This window comes from Pseudoalteromonas sp. PAST1 (assembly GCF_021532515.1).
In the GTDB taxonomy this organism is placed as follows: Bacteria; Pseudomonadota; Gammaproteobacteria; order Enterobacterales; family Alteromonadaceae; genus Pseudoalteromonas; species Pseudoalteromonas simplex.
The window spans coordinates 1-24820 of sequence record NZ_JAKGBH010000041.1; the positions used below are offsets into that span (position 1 = coordinate 1).

22 protein-coding genes are annotated in these 24820 nt (G+C 37.5%); 12 read left to right on the forward strand and 10 right to left on the reverse strand.

The genetic code is table 11. From position 1 onward, the window contains the following. From L1272_RS17245 to L1272_RS17280, 8 genes are all read left to right on the forward strand, one after another. The coding region (locus L1272_RS17245; RefSeq protein WP_235373942.1) for a transposase at nt 1–483 on the forward strand (483 nt) is incomplete at its 5' end. A 46-nt stretch (nt 484–529) separates the two neighbouring features. After that, on the forward strand, nt 530–802 hold the full coding sequence (locus tag L1272_RS17250; RefSeq protein WP_235373943.1) for a hypothetical protein: 273 nt from the start codon (nt 530–532) through the stop codon (nt 800–802). A 523-nt stretch (nt 803–1325) separates the two neighbouring features. Then, nucleotides 1326–2624 (forward strand): methyl-accepting chemotaxis protein, encoded by a 1299-nt coding sequence (locus tag L1272_RS17255; protein ID WP_199524954.1) that lies wholly within the window; start codon nt 1326–1328, stop codon nt 2622–2624. A gap of 480 nt (nt 2625–3104) precedes the next feature. Beyond that, nucleotides 3105–5216 carry a GGDEF/EAL domain-containing response regulator gene (locus L1272_RS17260; protein WP_235373944.1) on the forward strand — a complete coding sequence of 704 codons (2112 nt, stop codon included), beginning with the start codon at nt 3105–3107 and terminating at the stop codon, nt 5214–5216. Continuing rightward, nucleotides 5207–6130 (forward strand): GGDEF domain-containing response regulator, encoded by a 924-nt coding sequence (locus L1272_RS17265; protein ID WP_235373945.1) that lies wholly within the window; start codon nt 5207–5209, stop codon nt 6128–6130. Before L1272_RS17260 ends, L1272_RS17265 begins: the two co-directional genes overlap by 10 nt. A gap of 83 nt (nt 6131–6213) precedes the next feature. Next, nucleotides 6214–7482 carry an ABC transporter substrate-binding protein gene (locus L1272_RS17270; RefSeq protein ID WP_235373946.1) on the forward strand — a complete coding sequence of 423 codons (1269 nt, stop codon included), beginning with the start codon at nt 6214–6216 and terminating at the stop codon, nt 7480–7482. Between the two features lie 9 nt (nt 7483–7491). Then, complete coding sequence (locus L1272_RS17275; protein WP_235373947.1) at nt 7492–9750, forward strand: ATP-binding protein; 2259 nt, start codon at nt 7492–7494, stop codon at nt 9748–9750. Nucleotide 9751: 1 nt separating this feature from the next. Then, nucleotides 9752–13216, forward strand: a complete 3465-nt coding sequence (locus tag L1272_RS17280; RefSeq protein WP_235373948.1) for an ATP-binding protein — start codon at nt 9752–9754, stop codon at nt 13214–13216. A 49-nt stretch (nt 13217–13265) separates the two neighbouring features. Here the strand turns inward: L1272_RS17280 and L1272_RS17285 are convergent, their stop codons facing one another. Together L1272_RS17285 and L1272_RS17290 are read right to left on the reverse strand one after the other, a co-directional pair. Beyond that, nucleotides 13266–14354 carry a ParB family protein gene (locus L1272_RS17285; protein WP_235373949.1) on the reverse strand — a complete coding sequence of 363 codons (1089 nt, stop codon included), beginning with the start codon at nt 14352–14354 and terminating at the stop codon, nt 13266–13268. A gap of 2 nt (nt 14355–14356) precedes the next feature. Continuing rightward, nucleotides 14357–15568 carry a ParA family protein gene (locus L1272_RS17290; RefSeq protein WP_036973958.1) on the reverse strand — a complete coding sequence of 404 codons (1212 nt, stop codon included), beginning with the start codon at nt 15566–15568 and terminating at the stop codon, nt 14357–14359. A 224-nt stretch (nt 15569–15792) separates the two neighbouring features. Here L1272_RS17290 and L1272_RS17295 point away from each other — a divergent pair, with 224 nt between their 5' ends. Continuing rightward, nucleotides 15793–16251 carry a hypothetical protein gene (locus L1272_RS17295; RefSeq protein WP_230237285.1) on the forward strand — a complete coding sequence of 153 codons (459 nt, stop codon included), beginning with the start codon at nt 15793–15795 and terminating at the stop codon, nt 16249–16251. A 216-nt stretch (nt 16252–16467) separates the two neighbouring features. Here the strand turns inward: L1272_RS17295 and L1272_RS17300 are convergent, their stop codons facing one another. The 3 genes from L1272_RS17300 to L1272_RS17310 form a co-directional block, all read right to left on the reverse strand. Next, nucleotides 16468–17454, reverse strand: a complete 987-nt coding sequence (locus L1272_RS17300; protein ID WP_230237283.1) for a hypothetical protein — start codon at nt 17452–17454, stop codon at nt 16468–16470. A gap of 215 nt (nt 17455–17669) precedes the next feature. Further along, nucleotides 17670–18950, reverse strand: coding sequence for a Y-family DNA polymerase (locus tag L1272_RS17305; RefSeq protein ID WP_118845455.1), 1281 nt, complete (start codon nt 18948–18950; stop codon nt 17670–17672). Nucleotides 18951–18952: 2 nt separating this feature from the next. Beyond that, nucleotides 18953–19375, reverse strand: a complete 423-nt coding sequence (locus L1272_RS17310) for a LexA family protein (RefSeq protein WP_036973999.1) — start codon at nt 19373–19375, stop codon at nt 18953–18955. A 193-nt stretch (nt 19376–19568) separates the two neighbouring features. Between L1272_RS17310 and L1272_RS17315 the strand changes: the two genes are divergently transcribed. Further along, on the forward strand, nt 19569–19871 hold the full coding sequence (locus L1272_RS17315) for a hypothetical protein (RefSeq protein ID WP_036973954.1): 303 nt from the start codon (nt 19569–19571) through the stop codon (nt 19869–19871). Nucleotides 19872–20069: 198 nt separating this feature from the next. Here the strand turns inward: L1272_RS17315 and L1272_RS17320 are convergent, their stop codons facing one another. Next, entirely contained in the window at nt 20070–21134 is a 1065-nt protein-coding gene (locus L1272_RS17320) for a YeiH family protein (protein WP_138557673.1), read from the reverse strand. A 106-nt stretch (nt 21135–21240) separates the two neighbouring features. Here L1272_RS17320 and L1272_RS17325 point away from each other — a divergent pair, with 106 nt between their 5' ends. Further along, a complete protein-coding gene (locus L1272_RS17325; protein ID WP_138557674.1) occupies nt 21241–22122 on the forward strand; it encodes a LysR substrate-binding domain-containing protein in 882 nt (293 codons plus the stop codon). A gap of 600 nt (nt 22123–22722) precedes the next feature. On the opposite strand, the gene L1272_RS17330 is transcribed toward L1272_RS17325, so the two are convergent. From L1272_RS17330 to radC, 4 genes are read right to left on the reverse strand one after another with little or no spacing between them, the layout of a single operon-like run. Further along, the gene (locus L1272_RS17330; protein ID WP_230237257.1) at nt 22723–22962 is read right to left on the reverse strand and encodes a hypothetical protein; all 240 of its coding nucleotides are present in this window, start codon (nt 22960–22962) and stop codon (nt 22723–22725) included. Between the two features lie 53 nt (nt 22963–23015). Continuing rightward, entirely contained in the window at nt 23016–23576 is a 561-nt protein-coding gene (locus L1272_RS17335; protein WP_036973950.1) for a tyrosine-type recombinase/integrase, read from the reverse strand. Nucleotides 23577–23588: 12 nt separating this feature from the next. Beyond that, nucleotides 23589–24008, reverse strand: coding sequence for a DUF2787 domain-containing protein (locus L1272_RS17340; RefSeq protein WP_138557676.1), 420 nt, complete (start codon nt 24006–24008; stop codon nt 23589–23591). A gap of 12 nt (nt 24009–24020) precedes the next feature. Beyond that, nucleotides 24021–24494 carry a RadC family protein gene (gene radC, locus L1272_RS17345; protein ID WP_138557677.1) on the reverse strand — a complete coding sequence of 158 codons (474 nt, stop codon included), beginning with the start codon at nt 24492–24494 and terminating at the stop codon, nt 24021–24023. Nucleotides 24495–24619: 125 nt separating this feature from the next. Here radC and L1272_RS17350 point away from each other — a divergent pair, with 125 nt between their 5' ends. Further along, nucleotides 24620–24796: an AlpA family transcriptional regulator gene (locus L1272_RS17350; protein ID WP_138557678.1), complete on the forward strand. Its 177-nt coding sequence runs from the start codon at nt 24620–24622 to the stop codon at nt 24794–24796. The last annotated feature ends 24 nt before the right edge of the window (nt 24797–24820 follow it).

A 24820-nucleotide genomic window follows, 5' to 3' on the forward strand; every position in this document is an offset into this window, starting at 1 on the left:
ACCTCAAGCATGACGCGCAAGCCAAAGGCGAAGCAGGATGAACAAGGTCGGTATGTGTCAAACAAAGCCAAACAAAAGGCTGGGCTAAACAAGTCTATTTTAAACGTTGGCTGGCACATCATAGAGACTTACACCAAATACAAGGCCTACCAAGCAGGAAAAGCCGTCTTCAAAATACCCGCCCCGCATACCAGTCAGGAGTGCGCTAAATGCGATCACACTCACCCCGACAACCGTAAATCACAAGAGCTATTTGTGTGCGGTAACTGTGGCAATACTGACAATGCAGATAACAACGCATCAAAGGTCATAAAGAAACGGGCAATTAACCTAATATTAGACACTGGAACGGTGTTGTCTGGCGATGGAGTTCTAATAACTCAAGCAGATAGTGGACGTGGAGGCAATCGTAAGACTAGCCGAGTCAAAAGCTCGACTAGCGGTGTCCAACGAAGCGTCAAAAAAGAAAGGTTAGTAGCTTAGGCTATTATCTTGGAAGCTCGATGCCTTTAGGCGCGAGTAGTTCACAATGGCATCGACAGAAAAAGCAGCTGAATTAATGTTAGAGACAGGTGAGTTTTATACAGCCCATTCTCTCGGGAAAGCACTTTCTATTTCAGCAAATAAAGCGAGTGCACTTCTATATAACATCCGTACAACCAATAAGTATAAGACGGTTGATACTGGTGTCCCGAATAGCAAAGTAAAAGTGGTTGCTATATATGGCAGAAAATCCAGCATGAGAAGTTTACAAAAACAAGCTTTGCTGTTTGCCAGACCACCTATGCTTGCAAATGAATGAACTATTTGGAGGGCCTTATGTTATCAGTAAATGATGCAGCCGAATATATGCTTGAAAATGGAGAATACTTCACAGTAAAAAACTTGCTAAGCACTTTGATGTAAGTACCCGTAGAGCTTCAAGTTGGTTAGCGATTATCAAGAATGATGTTAAGTATTGTACAGCAAATTGGGGGGAGTCGGTTAAGCTACTTGGCGTTGGGGATAGAAAAGTTTCTTTGTCGCAATTACAGAAAAAGGCATTAATTTTTGAAAGACCGAAAATTCCAATCGGCGACTAATTATTCTTAAAGAATAAGCTACATATTTATTGTTATGTTAAATTTAGGTTAACTTGCAATGTTACAGTAGGTTTTGTTAGTTTTACAGTAATAGCATGTCTTTTTATTCAGAATGTTAAATTGAACATAAAAATACAATGTTCAATTAGACTAGTCTTTATTGTGATTTATCGTGTTTTCTTTCTAAACTATTGGTTCTGAAACTCAAATCTTGAGTTAACTCTAAAAAAGGGAAGCTACCTAATGTGGTTTACAAATAAAAAATTGTTATCTGAAATTGCTTATCTAAAAGAGCAAACTGCTGAGTATGAAAATATTAAGCAGGAACTGAAAGAAGAGATGCTGTATTTTTTATTAAGTAAAAGTGGGTATATCCTAGAAGCTAACCATCGCTTTGCTGCGGCAATTGAAAGTGAAGTTGAGGATCTAAAAGGCGCAAGTATTGAAGACTTGATTTTAAAAAAGTCATTAAATAAACCTCATACACAAAAATTCTTGTCAGCACTTAAGAAAACTAACCATTGGCATGGTGCTTTACAGTTAAAAACGAAAACTGACAGAGAGCTGTGGCTTAGAAGTATCGTTCAACCTGTAAATGAGGATATCGCTGTTTTCTCATCTGAACTCACTCGTACTATATCTCATTCGAGAGATAAAGAAGATATGCTTGCAGCTCTTAGTCGTTCATCAGCTGTAATCGAGTTTACACTAGATGGAATAATTCTGAGTGCTAACGATAATTTTTTAAATGCAATGGGGTACTCTAAAAGCCAAATACTAGGTAAGCACCATAGTATCTTTTGCGATCTAGAAGAGGCAAATTCAAAGACTTACAAAGAGTTTTGGTCAAAGTTAAAGGGGGGGCGCTTTATCTCTGACCGCTTTAAAAGAATAGATAGTTATGGCAATGAAGTATGGCTTGAAGCTTCTTATAACCCTATTCATGATGAAAATGGAGATTTATATAAAGTTGCTAAGTTCGCGACTGTCATTACAGAACAAATGAGAAGAGAGCAAGCTATTTCAGAAACAGCTGGCATTGCTTACGATATCTCAAAACAAACTGACTCTGATGCAGAAAATGGTTTAGGTGTTGTAAAGCAAACTATCTCAACTATGAATGCGCTTTCTAAGAAACTTGAAACTGCGAGCGAAGGCATTAATAAACTTGATGTACAATCAGCAAAAGTCTCTCAATTGGTTGAAAGTATTAAAGGAATAGCAGATCAAACAAACTTATTAGCACTTAATGCTGCAATAGAGGCTGCAAGAGCGGGTGAGCAAGGACGTGGTTTTTCAGTTGTCGCAGACGAAGTAAGACAATTAGCATCAAGAACGAGTTTAGCTACAGAGCAAATAATTAGTGTGGTTGCAGAAAACAAAGTACTTACTCAGGACGCTGTAACCCAAATTGAAGCTAGTTTAGTAGAAGCCAAAGATGCTTTGGATTTATCTAATAGTGCAGGGAATGTAATCGATGACATTCAAAAAGGCGCAAAAGAAGTCGTTGAGGCTGTAGGTCAATTTAAAACAAACCTTTAATTTAGCTATCACAACTTGAGAGAGACTGAACAATGTGACTAAATCAAGTCAGTCTCTCAGTTATAAATTTTTCTATCGAGTATTGCAAAGCAAGCAACAATGCTTACATCCATCAACATTTGAATATTTGGTTTTTGCTTTCTCTACTGCATCTTTGCAACTATGAAAGAAACCTAAATCAGTGCGGTCTTTTATCAAGTTGAAGTACGGGCATGACTCTGTATGTACTTAATGTTCACCTGTGTTTTGGGCGTTATCGTTAATGTAATAATGTTTCAAAATACCTTCCTAAATTATCCATTTTGTTTTATTACATAGTTAATAGTATTACTTACACATTAATTAAAAACTAGCTAATAATTACAAAGAACCAGTTTAATATACAAAAAAATAATATTTTAAGACTAATAAAAAAGTGTGTCGCAAATTTACTGTTTTAGCGTTATTGTTAGTAGGTACAAAGTATTGAGGGGACCCTTAATGGACAATTGCAGTGTTCTTATCATAGATGATGAAGAGATTAATACCTTACAGTTAGAACATGCTTTAGACGGAGTCGGAAATATTTCAACTTCTAATAACAGCTCTGAAGCATTACAGCTGATTGAAAAAACTAAACCAGACATTTTAATCCTTGATTTAGAAATGCCTACAGTAAGTGGTTTTGACATTTTAGAAGTGATACAGCAAAAGCCAACTCTGGCACATATTAGAACTGTTGTTATTACGTCTCACAGCGATCCTGCGATTGAAGAAAAAGCCTTATCTTTAGGCGCGATAGACTTTATTTCTAAACCGCTAAACCTCAGACTCTGTCGAATTCGTATTGAAAATCATATAAAAATCAAAACGCAAGAAAAAGTATTACAGCTAACACAAGAAGAACTATTTGCTGAAAAAGAGCAGTTGAGAATTACGATAGATTCGATTGCGGATGCAGTTATTTCTACGGATAAAAACGCAAATATTGTGTACATGAACCCTGTAGCACAAAGACTAACAGGGTGGTCACAAACTGCGGCGAAAGGTCGCCATATTGAAGAAGTCATGAAGTTATGCGATGCGACAACTAAAAAACCGTCGATTAACCCTCTATCTGTTGCATTAAAAGAAAATAGACCTGTCGCTATGGCTTTAAATACGCAATTGATCAGTAAGCAAGGCATAGAGCATCGAGTCGAAGACAGTGCCGCTCCAATTCTTGATAAAAACCATAATCAATGTGGTGCTGTTATGGTGTTTCAAGATGTAAGCGAAGCTTTAGCTATGTCGATGCAGATGACATATCTATCTCATCATGACCAATTAACATCACTACCAAATAGAGTATTACTTCACGATAGGCTCACGCAAGGTATCGCCCGAGCAGATTTCAATGATACTAAGTTAAGTTTAATGTTACTTGACCTAGATAAATTTAAATTTATTAATGATGCATTAGGGCACCATGTCGGTGATGAGATAATTGCCCATATTGGTCACAGCTTGGACCGATTCGCATGTAATGATATTACAGTTGCACGTGTCGGTGGAGATGAGTTCGCACTCGTCGTTCCTCATACTTTTAACTCATTAAGTCTAGAGCCATTAGTCAGTCAGGTTCTTAGTGTTATTAGCAAGCCATTTAGGTCTGGTGGTGAACAACATATTCTCTCTGCAAGCTTGGGGATAAGTGTGTATCCCGATGATGCTACAAGTGTTGAAGAAATGCTTCGTCATGCAGACTCAGCAATGTATAAAGCAAAAAAAGAATCTGCTAATAGTTATTTCTACTTTAGTGATGATTTACAAGTTGAAATGAATAGGCGTCTTGAGGTTGGAAATAAGTTAAGAAAAGCGCTCGATGCGAATGACCTCGATGTTCACTATCAGCCTAAATATGATTTAAACACTGACACACTGATTGGTGTAGAAAGCTTGGTTCGTTTAAAAGATGGGCAAGGTGGCTTTATTTCTCCTGTTCACTTTATTGAGTATGCAGAAGAAACGGGGCTTATTTTTCGCTTAGGAGAACAAGTTCTTGAAAAGAGCTGTATTGCAGCGAAAACTTGGCTTGATAAAGGTCTGCCTATTAAAGTAGCAGTAAATATATCTGCTAAACAATTCACAGATACTAAACTTGTAGACACTGTCGCCGAAATTCTTGAAAGAACCCAATTACCAAGTCGTTATTTAGAGTTAGAAGTGACAGAGTCGGCCTTGATTGAAAATTTTGATTATACTGTAAGTCAATTAAAGCTTATCTCTGGTATGGGGGTCAGTATTGCTCTTGACGACTTTGGAACTGGGTATTCCAGCCTTTCATATTTAAGGATGTTCCCATTGGATGTGCTAAAAATAGATCGGTCTTTTGTGCGTGATATGCTTGTTGATGCTCAAGCATTTAATATTGTTACTGCTATAATTGAACTGGCTCACTCTTTAAAACTCCAAATTGTGGCTGAAGGGATAGAAACTTCTGAGCAAAAAGACAGACTGCAAGAACTTGGCTGTCAAATAGGCCAAGGTTATTTACTTAGTAAGCCATTGAACTTCGACAACGCTGATAAACTAATTCAAACCAGTAAAGCTGAAGGAATATTATGCTCTTAAGTCTAAAGCCATTATCACAGTGTAAAGTATTCATTGTTGATGATGATGAGATGGCCAGGTTAAGTCTAGGTGTTATTTTAGAAGATCATTTTTTCGTGGATGCATACTCTTCTGGTCAGGCTGTTTTAGAAGCATGTGAGGATTTACTTCCAGATTTGATTTTACTAGATATTAATTTACCGGATATAAGTGGTCTGGATATATGTAGGCGACTTAAGGCTAAAGCTACATTCGAAAATATCCCAATAATTTTCATCACTTCGAATTACGATACAGGGTGTCAAAATGCATGCTGGGAAGCCGGAGCTAGCGATTTTATTGGTAAACCCATCACAGCATCCACGTTGATACATCGTACAAAAAATCACTTAGAGAATAAGCTTCGATTAGAAAAACTATTACAGCTTACTTATAAAGATTCGTTGACAGGCTTATTTAACCGTCACTATTTGGATTTAGAAGTTGCAAACGTTTTTAAACAGACTTCAAGAGAGAGGAAACCGTTCAGCTTGCTAATGCTGGATATCGACTACTTTAAATTATACAACGATCAATACGGGCATCCGCAAGGAGATGCTTGCCTAAAAATAATTGCTGATGTTATTGAGCGATCTATTCAAAGACCTCAAGATATAGCAATACGATATGGTGGCGAGGAGTTTCTTGTCATACTGCCATTCACTGACTTCGACGGCGTTAAATTCATATGTGATCGTATTTCAGCAGAGCTTGAGGCAATTAATATCCCACATGTTAAGTCTTTATGGGGCCGCGCTACAGTTAGTATCGGTGGGGTTATCTATGAGCACCAAAATAAGGTGAGCTTAGGCGAGTTGATTAATTGCGCAGATAAAGCGCTTTATGCGGCTAAAAGTGATGGGCGAAACTGTTTTAGGCTTAGTTTTTGTGATTGATTTAGACTTTTCTTACTGCTTTTTGTAGAAACCTCAGAAACATAGCCTATACTTTGGAGATTGTTAACTTACCAAGAAATACAATGGAACATTCCCAAAAGCGTCGAGACTTTCTAAAAACACTCGGTGTTGGTGCTGCGGCATCAACACTTGCGTTTAAAGCCCCTTATGTTTTTGCAAAGAACAAAGTAACCCTTCGTGTAATGGGAACACATGTTACGTTGCAAGAAGAGCTTAGACAGAGAGCAATACGCGAGCTAGGTATAAACATCGAGTTTACGCCTATGGGGAGTGCCGCCGTTTTACAAAAAGCAGCAGCAGACCCTAGTTCTTTTGATTTGTTTGAGCAATGGTCTGACTCTATTAATATTTTGTGGCAAGCAGATGCAATTCAGCCAATCGAGGTTGATAGACTCGTTTATTGGGATGAAATAAACCCACTTACCAAGACTGGCAAAATTGTACCAGATGCAAAGTTAGGCGCAGGCGATTCACCAAATAAGCTTCTTTACGCACAGCCGGATGGTTCGTTAGGAGAAACACCATCCAAATTAATTAGCTTCATGCCTTATGTACATAATGTCGATTCATTTGGCTATAACACGAATGTTATTGAAAAAGGTATTCCCTACGAAACAGAATCTTGGGCATGGTTATTAGATGAAAAGAATAGAGGGAAAGTAGCATTAGTGAATGCACCAACAATAGGCATTTTTGACGCTGCTCTCGCTGCTCAAGCTAAAGGATTAATGAAATTTAATGATTTCGGCAATATGACTATTGCCGAGATTGACCAATTATTTGCCATTTTATTTGAAAAGAAACGGCAAGGTCATTTTTCAGGTTTTTGGACGTCAGTACCGCAATCTGTTGATTTTATGAAAATGAACCGAGTGACCATTCAAAGTATGTTCTCACCAGGTGTCAGTGCGCTAAACGGGCAAGGCATTCCAGTAACTTATGCATCGCCAAAAGAAGGTTACAGAGCATGGCATGGAGTTATGTGTTTATCAAAAAATACCCATGGGCATGTTAAAGATGCTGCGTATGAGTATATGAACTGGTGGTTATCTGGCTACCCAGGTGCATTTATAGCAAGGCAAGGATATTACATTTCTAACCCTAGTCGTAGCCAACCGCTTATGTCTAAACCTGAGTGGAACTATTGGTATGAAGGACAAGAAGCATCAACTGACTTGAAGGGAACAGATGGAAAAGTATCTATTAAAGCAGGCGAAATAAGGGATGGTGGCAGTTATATTAAACGGTTTTCGAATATTGCGGTTTGGAATACTGTGATGCCAAATTATGACTACAGTTTAGATAAGTGGTATGAACTACTTAACGCATAAGGAAGTAAATTGTTAAGTTTTTTTTCAAAATCTCTTGCAGTCAAAATGTCGCTAGCAATGGTGCTTGTCTTAGTTGCTATGAGCACGAGTTATTTGATTATGAATCAAAGGCTTAAAACGATTGAGGACTCTTTCGATAACATTGGTAAGATTAGCAACTATGCTGTGGATATTTTAAAAATTAATAAAGATATTGTTGAGATGCAAAGGGATATTTCAGTTTATGGTGCATCAGGTAGTGCCCCCGTTTTTAAAAAAATCATGGTAAATTATGACAGTATTGAAAAGCGATTAGCTGAAATTAATGTAGGAAAAGGTGCAGAAAGTATTCAAATTCATCTTAATGGTATGGCGGAGCTTGTAAGTCGTTATGGCGCTAATTTAAAAGTACTGACACTTCGTTTTACACAACGGAATGAATTAATTGAAAAAGAATTACCCCAAGTTTATTTGAATGCAGTTTCACTTCTTGAAAATTTAAAAGCTAAGGCTACTGATACAAATGAGAAGTTGTTTGTTACAGAGTATCTTAACCTATGGCACATGCTGCATCGTGATGCTTATCAATTCTTAACAAAAAAAGATTATGCCAAAAGAGCTGAAGTTGAAAAAATACTGAACACGCTATCTAAAAATGTTGCAGATAAACCTAAATTTAAAAATATGATCGCTTTGTCTAATAGCTATCGAAAAACTTTTTCAAAAAGTGTTCAGGCTAATCGAAACTATTTAAGCTTAGTAAATGTAGTAATGGCTGGAGATGCAATTGAATTTAGTACGCTTGCAAATAGTTTAAGGGAAGATTCGTTAACTCAACTAAAACAAATAAAACTGGATGCTCAAAAAACGGTTTCAATGACAGAAAGCATTTTAAATGTACTTGCTTTAATGGTTGTTATATACATTGTCGCTCTATCTTTATTTTTTCACCTGCAAATTACACGAGGGATAAAACGCTTAACAAATAGCTTCACACATTTCTTAGATGGGGATTTGGAAGCACCGATCTATGATTTAAAACGAAAGGATGAAATTGGTATTTTAGCCAAGGCAGCTAATAAGTTTAGAGAACTAAGTAAAGATCTATCTGAAGCGAAGCAAAGCGCTGAGCATACAACAAAAGTTAAGTCAGAGTTTCTAGCAAACATGAGCCATGAAATTAGAACACCTATGAATGGTATTTTAGGCATGGCTCGCCAGATGAGCCGCACGACACTCACACAAGAACAAAGCAAAATGCTACACCTCATACAGTCTTCAGGTGCTAGCTTATTAGTGATTATTAACGACATTCTTGATTTGAGTAAAATTGAGGCTTCAAAAATTGAACTTGAGTCTGAACCAGTAGATTTAAGCTATCTTTTAGAGGAGCTAAAACACCTATTTCAGGAGCAAGCAGCTAGTAAGAATATTCAGCTTTATATCTCTACAACTCCGGAAGTTGAAAAACTGACTTTTTTGGCCGATGAAACGCGCTTAAAGCAGGTATTGATAAATTTACTGGGTAACGCTGTTAAGTTCACAGAGAGAGGAAGCGTTTCGTTAACTGTAAACATACAAGAGATTGGGTTTGATGAAGTAAAGCTTACGTTTAATGTATCAGACACAGGGATCGGGATTGCAAGTGAACACTTGAATACACTATTTGAAGCATTTTCTCAGGCAGATACGTCTATTACAAGACGTTTTGGTGGTACAGGGTTGGGCCTCACTATATCAAATAAATTATTAGATTTGATGGAAGCACCTCTACAAGTCGAAAGTGCACTAGGAGAAGGATCTCATTTTTATTTTTCTCTGTTAGCAAAGCGCACACTATCTTCAATGGACTTAGATCATAAAGATGCTTCATTAACTACACCTAAAGAAGATATAGATTTATCGAATATTAATGCGCTTGTTGTCGAAGATAATGACATTAATCAGATAGTGATTGAAGCGATGCTCAATGAATTTAATATTACCTCTATAAATATGGCAAACAATGGTCAGGAAGCTGTTGAACAATGTGAACTAGGTGTATTTGATATTATCTTTATGGATATGCAAATGCCAGTATTAGATGGTCCGCAAGCCACTGTAAAAATTAGAGAGTTTTCTGCTTTCAAACATACACCAATTATTGCTTTAACTGCTAATGTATTAAGTGCAGATAAGCAGCGCTGTTTTGATGCCGGAATGGATGATTATATCGCAAAGCCACTCGAGTATGACGCTTTGAGGTCTATCTTGCTAAAGTGGTGTAGAACAAATATTAAGCGGACATAGTATGGATATTTATAATAAAGGTGGTGCAAGTTTAGTTGGTTCGAAGGTATTTTTAACAATAGTTTCCTTTGTGTTTTTTATTTTTGCCTTATTTGCAGTTTATTTTTTTGAAGGACACGTTAAAAGTGATGTTTTAGGGTCAATTGATCAAGAGTTTACTGAGACACAAGAGCGCTTAAAAGAAATAGTAACTAGTTCAATTGCTGAGTCAAAATCAGATCTCCGCTTTTTATACTCAACCCCCCCTATATCGGGATTACCAAGAGCTGAATTTAATGATGGAATTGATCCATACGATGGTACTACATACAACCAATGGAAAGAGCGTCTAGAAACCATATTTATTGGCTTTATGGAAAATAACCTTGCAGTTGAGCAACTTCGTATTGTCGCTGTTACAGCCGAGGGTAAAGAGTTAATACGCGTGCAAAGGGTAGGTGCATCTGTAGAGGCTGTACCTGATTACTCATTGCAAGCTAAAAGCGGTGAGCCATACTTTTTACCAAGCTCTCAGCTTGAAACGAATCAAATTTACATGTCGCCACTTACATTAAATAAAGAATTTGGTGAAGTGGTTTTTCCCTACCAGCCAATGTTACGTTTTTCTATTCCCATTTTTAGTGATAAAGGAAAGCGGTATGCATTTTTAATTATGAATGTAAATGCGAATGCACTCATTAATAATCTTAAACATACAGTTTTCGATTACTCGGAGTTAATCATTAGTAGCTCTGAAGGTGACTTTGTCTACCATCCTATTGAAGAATATCAATTTTCACGAGACTTAAATCCTGACATAACGTGGGATAAACTTTACAAGCAGAAAATACAATATCAGGGATTGTATACGGTAGAACCAAAACTTAACCCTGAATTACAGTTTTATGTTCATTCGGAAAAGGTACAAACAAGACCAGGTAATAAGTATGGGTATATAAACTTTAGTCTTCTAGTTCCTGATAAACATATAGAAGCATTGATTAATAAGAAGCGTATCATTACATACAGTTTTTTAGTTGCAGTCATAGCTTTAACCTCTGTGTTATTAATCATGTTTTATCGAAATGCGACAAGAAGTCAGTTATTAGCAGAAGCTCGCAGAGAAGCCTCTGCAATAGTTGATGGGTCTATCGATGCAATCGTTGGGTTAAATTTAGATGGTGAGTTAACAAGTGTAAATAATACGGCGGAGCGTTTGTTATCAATTTCTAAAGTGACAGCATTAGGGAAGCTAGCCAAAGATGTTGAGTTTCTCTCAAAATTACCAATCCACACCTACGTAACTGATATTAAAAGCTCTAAATCACAAATTAAAGATGAATTATCTGAACAGTTTGGCGAAACAACGCTTCATTACGCTATATCTGTTAGCCCTGTTTTTTCTGAACACAATACCTTAATAGGGCTTGCTTTAATTATTAGAGATATAACAAAAGAAAAAGATGCAGAGATAAAAGTAAAACGATTAAATACAGAGCTTGAAGCGAAAGTTAGAAAGCGTACTCAAGCGCTTGCTGAGGCCAAAGATGATGCTATCAAGCATAGCGATATAAAAAGTGCTTTCATATCGAATATAAGCCATGAGCTTCGTACTCCGCTTAATGGAGTCATTGGTACTTTAAATATTTTAAAACGAGAAGAGTTGTCTGATAAATCACGAAACCTTGTTGAAATGATGGATCTAAGTGCGTCAAATTTAAATCTATTAATTAATGACATACTTGATTTATCAAAGATCGAAGCAGGTAAACTGGATCTAAATCTTAAAACAATCAATTTACAACTGCTAATTGAAAGATTAGTTGAATCGAGTGCTATTCGAGCCTTTGATAAAGGATTAAATGTATATTTAGATACCAGTGACTTAAACTGTGAGAATGTTAAAACAGATCCGCTCAGACTCACCCAAATTTTAAATAACTTAATCAGTAATGCGATAAAATTTACTGACAAAGGCTATATCAAAGTCATTGTTAGTTCTGAGCGCATATCAGAAGGTACACATAATTTAAAAGTGAAGGTCCAAGATACGGGAATAGGGATCGCGCCTAGTACACAAGGACAATTATTTGATGCATTTCAGCAGGCAAGTACTGCAATATCAGAAAAGTTTGGGGGGACTGGACTTGGCTTGTCTATTTGTAAACAATTATGCCAATTAATGGATGGAGACATTTCTGTAAGTTCAACGTTAAACCAAGGCAGTGTTTTCACCTTCAATATTAAAGTTCGCTGCAATGCAGAAAGCATTCAGGTTCCTGAAAAATGTTACGAGAATAAAGCAATTTTGGTGGCGAGCAGTAATCAGAATATTTGGGAAGTTTTAGATAAGGCAATCAGTTTACAGGGAGGTATTGTCAGCACATGCTCTATGGCGGAACTTGGTGCACATAAAAGCAAAGCTTTTGACTACGTGTTCTTAGACTATGAAGATGATACTACTAATAACATAGGTTCAATCATTGAAGTTTTAAGCGAAAATAACAAAAGTGCTCAATTTATAACGTTTCATCAACCAGGAAATCCACTCCCTAAAGGTATTGCATCAAAAGTATCTCAAATCACTAAACCTATAACCCAAACAGAGCTGGTGCAAGTAGCTGGCTACGAAGTGCCAAAAAGTGAGCCATTATATCTACTTTCTGAAACCAGCGGCTTTGAACTTTCAGATGATGTCATTGAGCAATTAAAAGATTGTACGGTATTGATTGTCGATGATAACGAAATCAACATTGAAGTTGCTAAAGGCGCATTAGATGAGCTGCCTATAAATATTTTAACAGCAAGTAATGGACAAGATGCACTTGAACTTTTAAATCACTTCAACACAAATGAGAAGCAAATAAACTGCATACTGATGGATTGCCAAATGCCAATTTTAGATGGTTATCAAGTATGTGAAAAAATACGCACAGGAAAAGCAGGAGATTCGTTTATTGATATTCCTATCATTGCAATGACCGCAAGCGCTATGGCTGGTGAAAAGGAAAAATGCTTAGCTGTGGGGATGAGTGATTATGTGAGTAAGCCAATTGAGGCAGTTAAAGTATTAGAAAAGGTCGTCAAATGGTCGTTATCAAGCTACGAGGGACAATCTAAAGCAATGCCTCTTGCTGCTAATGAACTCGAAGAAGAAAAGCTCTGGGACCGCGAACAAGCCCTTGCACGATTATTAAATAAAGAAGTCTTACTAAACAAAATTTGTGAAGTGTTTGTTGTAAAAGCACCTATTAAAGTGCAGGAACTAATAGAGCAACACAAACAAGGGAATAGTGAAGAGGTCCGTCAAATAGCGCATGCGTTAAAAGGGATGTGTGGTGAAATTAGTGCTAACAAACTAAGAGAAATATTTTCTGATATTGAGGTGGTAGCTGAGAAAGGTAATTTAGATATAGGCACTCAACTAGACTCAATTGAACAATTGATACCTAAGTTAGTAGAAGATATGGCAAGGAGAGATGTGTGATAGAGTATCAACAGGTGAGTTTTATTAGCTCACCTGTATTGTGTGTTTATTAAATGTTTTCTTTGAGAATGACGGAGATTGCCTCATCTAGCTTCTCTTGAATATCCTTCGGAACTCGACCGAATTCATAAGAAAAGTTTCTTCCTTTCACTTTTTTGCGAGCAAACTGATCTTTATTTTCAAATTTGAATAATGTGGTCACAACTGGTTTATCTGTAGTTGGCTTGAAGGACTTAGATTCATCCGCTATTAGTTTGCTGAGTTTGTCTTTAAGGTCTTCTTTGATAAAGCCACCACTAACTTTTAGCTCATTAACTTTACTTTTTAGCTCTTCAGTGAAATCACTTAGTTGATCACCTAATAAAGCCTGTGTTGCCAATAGCGCTTTATAGTCACTGTGGTTGAGCAATGAAATATCTGGAAAAACAGAAATTAAATCACTATCGATTGTTGCGGCCTGTAGTGCTTTACTTACCTTTGATTGACTTAAGCCATGACGTTCCGCTAACTCAGCCTGGTTCAACTTCTTGCCATGTTCAGCTAAGTACGCCTCTTTGTCTCGCTCTAAGCGTAATCCAATTTCACGTAAGCTGTGCTCTTTAAATGACTGTAGTGATGTAGCGAGAGCCTTTGCATCGTTTAGACTGATTTCGTCATCAGTAACTAGCATTGAGAAAGTTTCTATAGCACCGCTTTTCTCAAGTACATAGGCGCGACGGCGTGAACCATCAAGAACGTCAATCTTATTATCCGGCAGACGTCGACCAATTGCTGGGTAGAACTGTTGATTATCTAATGTTGATAAGTCTTGAAGCGACTCTTCTGTTAATAGTGATTGTTCGCGCCCATTGATTTCAAAAGTGACGACTGTATTTGATTTAAGCTGCTCATATGACAACGTAACCGGTGTGAATGTGGCTTCTTGGCCTGACTTTAATGTCCAGACTTTACTTTGACCTACGCTGACTACTCCCAGATGCTTAGAGAGCACTTCATCAAGTGGTGTTTCACTCTTTTCAGCTTCAATTCTCAAGCGCTTGGCCAAACTCTCAAGTTGGTTCTTATTGCTATCTGCAATAGCTTCTTCTGAGCCTGCAGTGTTGCCGAGTGGAGAGACCGTACCTCTTTTTTTAGCCATTTTTATTGCTCCTTCTCTTGTTCGCGCCACACTTTTTGAATATCACGGTGTAGTTGGCTGGTAACTTCATATCCATTTTGTTGTGCATTCTGGAAAGTCATCTTGGTTTTAGGGTATTCACTTTTAGACATATCAAATACGGTTGATAGTAATGATGAAGCTTGTCTCACAGCTTCACTATTGTTGAACTCTGTTGAGTAAAGGTAAGTTGAAAAACTATCATAAAGGTTGTTCTGTAAATCAGTAGTGGTTGAACTCTCTTTGTGATTTGTAAGCAGTATTTTCATAAAGTCATAACCCGGGTGTTTCGCATTTTTTAGTAGCGTCCATACTTGCGGGATATAACTAAAATATGAGCACGTAGCATCAATATCATTTTCAGTAACAGATAATGGGAAAATAACACTCGTACCAGCGTAGTAAGCGTTGTATGTCGCGTAGCCTAATGATGGAGGCGTATCTATGATAATGATATCGAATTCATCTTTAACTTGTTCAATGATGTCGTGCAGTATCGAGTAAGGAGAGCTTAGTTGCTGGTTGAATACTGCTTCATGAAACCAGCCCTCAATTGCTCGATCTGATTGTGAAGCTGGTAAAATACGCAAGTTAGGAATAGTGGTCGGCAAGAACGCTTCACTGATAGCTTCTTTTAGCGTTTCGTTTTCATCAAGCTCATAGTTCCCCATGATTAAGTCACCAACAGATAAGCAGCCTTCTTGTGCTGATTCAGGGGCATAATACATTGATAAAGTGCCTTGGCCATCCATATCAATTAAGCCTACACGATAGTTTTGATGAAACTCAGTTGCCAAACCAGATGCAGCTGTAGCTGCAGTAACAGTCTTACCAACACCACCTTTTTGGTTTTGAACAACTATAACTTGTAGGTCTTGGCTTTCACTGCGAACAAATGGTAATTGTTTTTTTAGTTCATCAGGAAGTGAATCTCGTACTTTGTAGACCTCTTCGATATCCAATAACCACTGACTCTCTTCATGTCTTCTTGGGTTAATTTTTAGAGCTTTGCAGTACTTATCTAACGTTCTTGCATCAATATCTAAGTACGCCACTGCTTCAGCTTTAGTAAACACTCTAAGCTCTTTGCGGTGGTTATTTAGAAGGCGTCTATTACGGCGTTGAATGTACAGTTCTGAACCTTCTTTTAGCTCGTCAAACGAGATATCGGTAGCTTCTACTTTAGAGATAGTCATTGTGAACCTTACTGAATGTGTTTTTTTATAGTGTATGCTTTAATTTTTAGATGGTAAAGCGAAAATTAATGCATGAGCTAATTTTTAATGCTCAAAAAATATTATCTCAAATTCTTCTTAAAAAAGCCTGTTTTTCTTATAAATTTTGATTTTTTCACGCTGTTAAGCGCGATTTACTGGATAGCATAGGATGGTCGTCAGTTATTAATTATCTGGTGTTTTCTATGAATAATCAGCAATACTCAATGGCCGAGCGATGGCTTAATTTATTTGAGCTGTGTTTGGGTTTGATGTTTTTTAGTGCAGGAGCTTTCTATGCTTATCTGTTTTGTATGACAGGTAAAACTGATTTCATATTGCTATTTGTGACGTTCATAGGCTTTGTGGCTGGTATAGCAATGATAGGGAGAGCCATCGTTTGCATGTCTGCTTGGCACTCACATCACAATCAAAGGAGTTGTAATCGAATGTTTACTTTAAAACGAATTGGGCATGATGACGTTAAATTAAGTGATGTTAAGACGCTTGAAGATATAGTTAGAAAACTAGTTTCGTCATATGCTTCTATCCGTATTACTAAGAAGAGTGGGTTGAATAATGTTATCTTCGTTACCGTTGAAAATGGGGTTGTAAAGGATACATATACAGGAGAATTGATAGACTTTGAAGCATTGGGCAGTTAACACCATGAAAGTGTTTATATACTGGCTAATTCAAAACCCTAACATCTTAGCTATGATTTTATTAGCTTTCCTCTTACTCACCGCGATTATATTCATAATTTTATGCTTTAACTTTAGCCTGGCTTTAGGGCTGCTTTATTTAGTGTGTGAATACGCGGCTATACGCTTCCTACTAATGCCTTTCATTAGTGAAGTGCTGCGCCCATAGCTAGCGCACTAATAGAATAGCTTGGTACGCTCCATGAGCATGCTAATAGCATTAGACTCCCTGCTTTTAACTTTAGGTGATAGTAAATCTTTGAATTGCGCTGTTTCAAATACATGGAGATGGTTATCACCTTGTATTGATTTACAGTTAGGGCAAGTGTTTGCCCAGTACTTACCGCCGTATTGCTTAGAAAATCTCAGCTCAATTGTATAAGGGCGCGGAAATGGTGGTTCATCTTCGCAAAATGGCGTCCCTAACCACCAAAACACGGGGATTACTTCTGAACATCTATAGCAAGTTTCAATGTCGGCTATGAACGGCTTATCTGGGGATTTGCGAGCAGTTGTGTACAGCTCTCTAGGAATTGAGAACTTATCTGCAACAGCAATTATTTTAGAGCCTTTCTTGCTGGTATTGCTGCATGATTGGCAAAGCCTTGGTGATAGCTTTGAGTTTAGAGGTCGCCAATTGTATGGATCTTTAAGAACGTCAGAGGCATTAAGTTTGATCCAGCTTCTTAATGCCGAACCATTTGAAATGCTATATGGTCTCCAGTCTTGCTCTTGTTCAGATACAATTTCGATGCCCAAATAGATTGACTGTCCTTTATGGCTAAATTGCCCAATCACATCACATACTGAGTCATGGTAGTAATAATCAGTTTGAACCCCTTCAAATGTACAATATTTTATATCTCTTTGTATTTCTTTGAGGCATTGATAGCAATTTTGATGGATCTGTATTGTTGTCTCAGCCTTTTTGTTTTCTAAGATGACATCTTTAATTAGTTTTTTGGCTTTCTTATAACTATCACTTAGGCTGATGCAGTTGTTAGTTTTTGGGTGGATGAGCATCTTATTTTGCATAGAAGACAAATCACACATAAGCGCTTCACCACAATATGGACAAGTATAGGTTCCGCCCACTTGAATCGATTGAGCTGCAATTAAATGGCCTGAGTAATTGATACCAAATGGGACCGGTATTTCGTGCATATTTGTATCTTTATTTAAGGAATTATTTAAGATAGTCTGCTATACATGATTTAATAACATTAAAAAACACTATAGGTGCATCATGGAAATGCCCGATTTATCGCATAATTTTAAGCTATTCATGTTGGCTTTTAACATTACCATTCTTTCAATTGGGTTGGGTTATTTTATTTACTCTGGGGTTTATACCTTGGTAGGGTTCTTCTAAATAATCTTTATGCTTTCGCAATAGGTAAATCTGAAAGTTTTGTTGTATAACTCAAAGGTGCTAAATCATCTTTAGGCCGCCAAGACTGAGAGAACCCTTCACTTGCGAGCTTTATTGCACTACGTCCAAATTTTCTATTTATCTCATCAATGACCAACGTTTTTGAGCTAATATTCAGTGGTAAAGTCTCAGATAACAGTTCAAGTTGTTGCATATCATCGTGTAATGAAAGTTCTTCAAAAATAACGCCAGCTTTTTTGTATTTAAACCCCTTCTTATAAATAGCTTTTAATGCAAAGCTTGCATAAGACACCAGTGTTGATGTATCCGCGGTGGGGTAGGGTAGTTTAATTGATTGTGACTTATGATACTGCGGCTCTGCCTGTCTAAATGAATCTGTGTGGATGAATATTGTTATTGCCGATGTGTAAGATTTAAATCGACGAAGTTTAAACGCAGCCTTTGTTGCATGTGCTGTAACAGCTTCAGAAAGCTCCGTAAGCTCTATCACCGGTTTTCCCATACTCTGAGATACGCAAATTCTATCGCGAGAGTCGTTTACATCTTTCAATTCAACCGCAGATTTTCCTCGTAACTCTTCCACAGTACGGGCAAGAACAACTGTGAACGTCTTTTTGATCCAACTAATGTCGGCATTTTTAAGGTCATACCCCGTATAGATTCCAAATTTATTTAGCTTTTTAGTAGTTCTACTTCCAACCCCCCAAATATCCTCTACAGGAGTATGTTTGAGAGCCCAATCAATTTTGTATTGTGAATCTAATACAACCACACCATTGGTGTGTTCTTTCCACTCTTTCTTTTTGGCGCAGTGACTTCCAAGTTTCGCTAGTGTCATTGTCTGAGATATACCCAAGCCACAACTAATACCTAAGTTCCTCTTAAGTGTCCTCTGTATGGTGTGTGCGTAGTCTTTTATATCTTTTGTAAAGTTTATATCGATGCGCCCAAAGCATTCATCAACAGAGTATCGTATTGTATCGAATAGGAAGTACTCTAACTCGGTATGAAAACGGTTACTCAAATCACCAAACAGCGTGAAATTACTCCCCCACAAGTGACCACCATGCGCAGCCACCAGTTGTTTAACTTTAAATGCTGGCTCTCCCATTTTGATACCTAAATCTTTGATAGCTTGATTTCGAGCTACAACATTGCCCTGGTTAGAACTAAGAACGCCAAGAGGGGTTTTATCAAAGTCGTATTGGGGGTTAAAGAGTTGGCAAAACGAAACGTAAGCAGCATTGATGTCGCAAAGAACCCACATAATTAGAATATCTTGATTAAACCAGTGACAACGCCCCAGACTACATGAGTATCCCAGTCATTGTTTTCATCGATATCAATTTCAATTGGCTCGAAGTCGGGGTTTTTACTAATAAAAACGGCTTTGTTGTTTTTTAATTGTAGTTCTTTCACAACAAATTCGTTGTCTAATGTAGCTAATACGATTCGTCCAGTTTTAATTGTTACTGACCTATCTACAACTATTATCGAGCCGTCAGTAATGTCTGGGGACATGCTGTTGCCTGACACCCTGAATAGGAATGTACTACTAGGGCGCTTAATTAGGAGCTCATCTAAACTGATTGAGTCGGATAGGTGATCTTCGCATGGATTGGGGAAACCTGCAGCAACTGAAAAGTCTGCAATAGGTAATTCTGTGGTTGAAGGGGTAAGTTTGCTAAGCATAATCACAAAATACTGTACAAATAAACAGTAATTTTAGATGTGAATATTCCACATTACAACCAAGAAGTTTCTTTTAGGCTCGCGGTCTATGTGATTTCATCAATTATTAGTTAAATTTAAACCTTTTTCCCAGAATCAGGCGCGATTTAATGCATATGATAGCTTTGGCAAAAATATATGAGCTGGAGTAACTATGGATTTATGTTCAATTTCTGCGGAAGACGGTGATAAAGCTGTTTTCTTCAATGGGGTTTTGATTGCATACTATAATGCAGCAACTGATGAGCCAAACGTGTTATCTTTTGTTGAAAGTGTTGCTGATAATTTGAGTAGCGCTTCTGGTGCCAATATTAAAAAGGCGAAAATAGACAAAGCTCCTGACTTTGTTCATTGGGAGCAGAGCAAACAAGTAGAGAATATACTTTGGCCCAATGAAACAGCTAAACCTCCTATTTCTGATTTTTTCTCTCCAATTGAGCTGAATTCTCAACCATAAACATTCATAATAGTTTATCGCTTGACCGCTAAATTTTGCCTTCGCAGGTGCGGTCAAGCGCTCCTCTTAAAAAATCATGTAGTAAATTTTTATTACTGTATTTGAGAGAGATTTCACGTCTACTCGCTAACGACTAGGAAGCAAGATCAGACTAATCATATTTTGCACTTTTAACGATTCGCCTGTAGTTGAACCCAACTATAAAAGTGCTTTTACTCCAGTGTTAATTCCGAAACCGCCTAACGTTAAAAATATAAACAAACAACTTCCCAAAAGTAGGGGTCTTATTCCAGCTTGACGAATTGCCCCAATGTGAGTTCGTAGTCCCAATGCCACCATGGCGATAGTGAGTAATATATTATCAAACCACACAATATTGTTTGTTGTACTCTGAGATAGGTTAATTAGTGAATTACATCCACTTACTAAAATGAAGTAAACCGCAAACCAAGGAATTGATAGGTCTGAAGATTTTTCTAAGTTATAGTTTTTCTTTGTATCCTTTCGTTTTTGCCAATATGATAAACCAAACAAAAATGGGGCAAGCATCATTACCCTTAACATTTTTTCAATTACTGCCGTGTCGGCTGCATTTGCACTAATAGCGGTACCCGCAGCAACTACCTGAGCTACTTCATGAATGGTTGAACCAACAAAAATACCGTATTCGTATTCACTCAACCCTATATATTCAAACATTAAGGGGTAAGTAAACATACTTAGGGTTCCAAATACAACGACTGTTGCGACCGCAATAGATACTTTATGTGCTTGTGCTTTAATAACTGGTTCTGTTGCCATTATTGCTGCAGCACCACAAATAGAGCTCCCAGCACCAATAAGAATAGTTGTTTGCTCATCAAGTTTAAATAAACGTTTACCTAACTGAATTGCTAGGATAAATGTACCTAGTAATATGGCTAAATCAATAACTAGCCCTAACCAACCAATTTCTGTTATTTGTGAGAATGTAATTCTAAAGCCAAATAAAATGATGCCAGCTTTAAGTAAGAAGCTTTTTGCGTAGTCTACTCCAATATCAGTATGAGTTGCGATACGGGAAAACAAACTGTTTCCTACTATGATGCCGAGGATAATTCCAATAGTGAGTGAACTAACTTGTGCATTTTGCAAAACGGAAAGTTTACTTAGGGCTATTGATATACTTGCTAATGTAATTACCAACATTAGGCCCAACCACCATCGACTATCTGTGAGTTTTTTTGTTTGGGATTTAAATAGACACCGCGTATAGAACAACATAAACGTCCTTCAATAAATTGCTTTATTTACTTGACTGCATTTTAGAAAGACCCAAAATATAACTCCAATACATTAATTTTATGATTTAATAACTTAAGGTTATCTTATGAACTTGAACGCATTGAGAGTCTTTTATACTGTAGCGAAATTGCAAAGCTTCTCGGGTGCGGCAGAAACTCTTTTCATTAGTCAGCCAGCGGTATCTAAAGCGTTAAAAGAGCTAGAGCATCAATTAAGTCTTAAACTTATCGAACGTGCCACAAAAGGGAGAAAACTCGCATTAACTGAGGGCGGAGTTGCTTTATATGAACATGCTCGTAATATTTTTGCTATTGAAAAGACGGCAATAGACGATATAAAGTCACGTACCGGACTAAAGCGTGGCACAATTGTCATTGGTACTAGCACTACAATTGCAAGTTATTGGTTACCACCTTACTTAGCCAGGTTCTGTAGTGCTTACCCAAATATAAAAGTTGAAGTGAAGGTCGAAAATACGGAAAAGATTGAACATGCGTTGCTTGAGTGCTCAATTGACTTGGCTCTTGTTGAAGGGACACCAACAGAAAAAAAGATAGTACCTACACACTGGCAAGATGATTTGATGAGTGTCGTTACCCCACCTCATTTTAAGCCTAGCCCTAATATAAATGAATGGCTTAACCAACAGTTTTGGTTACTCCGTGAGCCAGGCTCTGGAACACGTGAAATGTCAGTTAAAATGTTAGAAAAACAAGGTATAAAAGTTAGCAATAGTATGCAACTAGGGAGTAATGAAGCTATAGCTCGCTCAGTCGCACAAGGAATGGGAATAGCCATATTGCCAAATGTGGTCACAGAAGATTTAGTGCAACTAAAAAAGTTAAAGCGCTTGAGTCAAGTTAAAGGTGAAATGCTATCTAGGCCTCTATATCAGTTACAATGCCGAGGTAGATCTTCTTCACATTCTGCCGAGGCATTAAAAAGAATTTTATTTTCAGAAGTTTAGCTTCAAGTGCATCCGCAAGTTTAGTTTCTTCACTACTTTTAGTTCACTCAAACCATTTTCGTAGGTTAGGTATCTTCTAGAAAAATGATATCTTTTCCCTGACTTTTAGCTACATTACTAGTTTGTGCCGTTTTAACAAGGTGCGGTATCGCATTGTGCCTGCAAAATTAATATTGAGAGTTAAAGCTTCGTTTATTTGAATATTTAAAGTCAGATCAAGTGCGTCGTTTTCAAATATTGAGTAAGTCAGCTTGCTCATTCCTATAGCGAGATTATTACTATCTTGATACAAATAGCTCCAATTTCATTCAAGAATGACAATATCTTTTATCAACGAAGTTACTTTCTAAAACCGAATACCAAATAGTATGGTTTAGGGTTGCAATTTTTTCGTTATAGTCAGAGGTAATATTCTAATTAAGACCTGTGCTTCTCATAATTCGTTTTAACGAGGTTTTGAGACCTTCAACTAGCTAAATAAGATCAAGCCCTTATTATATAAGGGCTGGCAAGTTCACAAAATACCATTATGAGAACCTAAAAAAATAAACGGTGCTATTACGCTATAAAAGAGTGCTCAATATGAGCACTCGTATTTAACTAATCAAACAAACTAGCAATGCCAGCAACTACTCCACCAGCTACCGCCAGAGGGATTGTAACAGGCGCAGACGCAACACCTGCACCAATTACTATTGCGCCAGATGTAAGTGCTCCAACGGCTGCACCGGAGCCTATAGCCACTGCTGTTCTGCTTACGCTAGAGTCACTACTGCCAGTTATCTGTTTTGATAACTCATTACCAACTAAGCCGCACGAAACGGCTTTATTTAAAGACATAATGTTTTCCTTTTAGTTAAGTAACACGAGCACCAGAATGGTGCTGTTAGGGTTTATAGCTCTAGTTCTTCAAAGTCTTTGTCTATTTCCTCCTGTGTTATGCCTATGTAACGAAGTGTGGTTGCTTCGGAGCTATGGCGGAGCATTTTCATTACTCGGGCGATGTCATGGGTTTTCTGATACAAGTGATAACCGCGTGTTTTACGCATTGAGTGAGTCCCCAAATGAATATTTAGTTCTTCACCTACTAACGCAAATGCTTTTGTGACAGCTCTGCGTGATAGCGGTCTAGGCTTTGAATTAATCGCTTGTTGATTGCGGTATGATTGAAATAAGTAGATGTGGTGTGGATGAGTTAGTTTAATTTCGTTGATCAAGGTAAGCGCCTTATCATTTAGCTTTATTTCAGCTAATTTCGAGGTCTTTGACTCATAAATAATCAACCTATTGTTACTTATGTCAGTAAACTTCACTGCAAGTAAGTCAGATATTCTAAGCGCGAGATTTAAGCCAATATTCCATATCTGGCTCATTTGTCTTGAGCAACGCTTTTCTAGTAAATAGCTAACGAGCCTTACTGTATCAAGATCTTTAACTGCTTGTACTTCAGCCATAAAAACCTCCCTTTACTCAGTAGTAACAGTTACCTGATAACAACCTGTGTTGTAGTACTCAACAAAGTTTGAAATGAATAGGTCTAATAGCTCTTTACCTTCCTTAGCGTTCAACCAACCAGCTAAAAAGTGATAAACCTGCTTAATGCTGAAGCACACATCAATTTCTTTTATCAGTTCAGGGGTATGACGGCCCTGATACGAGAAGTCAGTAATATAAATAAGCTGCCAGCTGGTGGCCTTCTTTTCTAACCTAACCTCTACAGGGTGAAAGCCTCCAGCTTCAGGGCTGTAACCTGGATCTCTAAAGTTAAGTGTAACCGCCTTAGCTGTTCCTACAGAATCACCTCTATTAGCAACTGCGCTTACAATCACACCAATAAAAGAGTCAGGCACTTTTAAGCCTGCTACTTGCTCTATTTTTAACGCCATATTTAACTCCTTTTAAATTAAATCATGTTCAGCAAATGAATACGTGCTCTCGCCAATGATGATGTGATCAAGCACTGATACATCAATTAGGTTAAGTGCCTGTTGAAGCTTGGTAGTAATAAGCTTGTCTGCTTGAGATGGGGTAGTAACGCCGGAAGGGTGGTTATGCGCTAGGATAACGGATGCAGCATTAAGCTCCAGCACCTCTTTAACGACTTCTCTAGGGTAAACACTAGCTGCGTTAATAGTGCCTCTAAATAGCTCTTTAAACTCCAGTATGCGGTTCTGGCTATCTAAAAAAAGTACGGCAAAAACTTCATGCTCATGTATTGCTAGTTTATGTTTCAAGTACTCTTCGCAATCATTAGGGCTATTTAGTACACCATCTCTAAACTGCTTCTGAGCGATGATGTAGGCAGCAGCTTCTAGTATCTGTTTATCATTTACCGGATGCTTAAATTCATATAACGACTGTTGACCTTGCATTATTAATTCCTCTTAAGTGGTTTATGCAAGTTAGTGATGTATATGTGTAAGTTTTTCATTTGAGAGACATAAAAAAATACTGGTCCCGGAAAGGTTATGTACTAATAACCAACCGGAGAAATTCCATGCGTTTAATTAAACTGAAAGAAGTGATGGCAAAAACATCACTGGGTCACTCGAGTATCTATAAATTTATTTCTGAAGGTACTTTCCCTAAGCAAGTCTCGTTAGGTGCTAAGTCAGTAGCTTGGGTTGAATCAGAAGTTGATGATTGGATAATGGAGAGGATAGGTGAACGATAAGAGAGTTAAGTCGTTTATATCTCT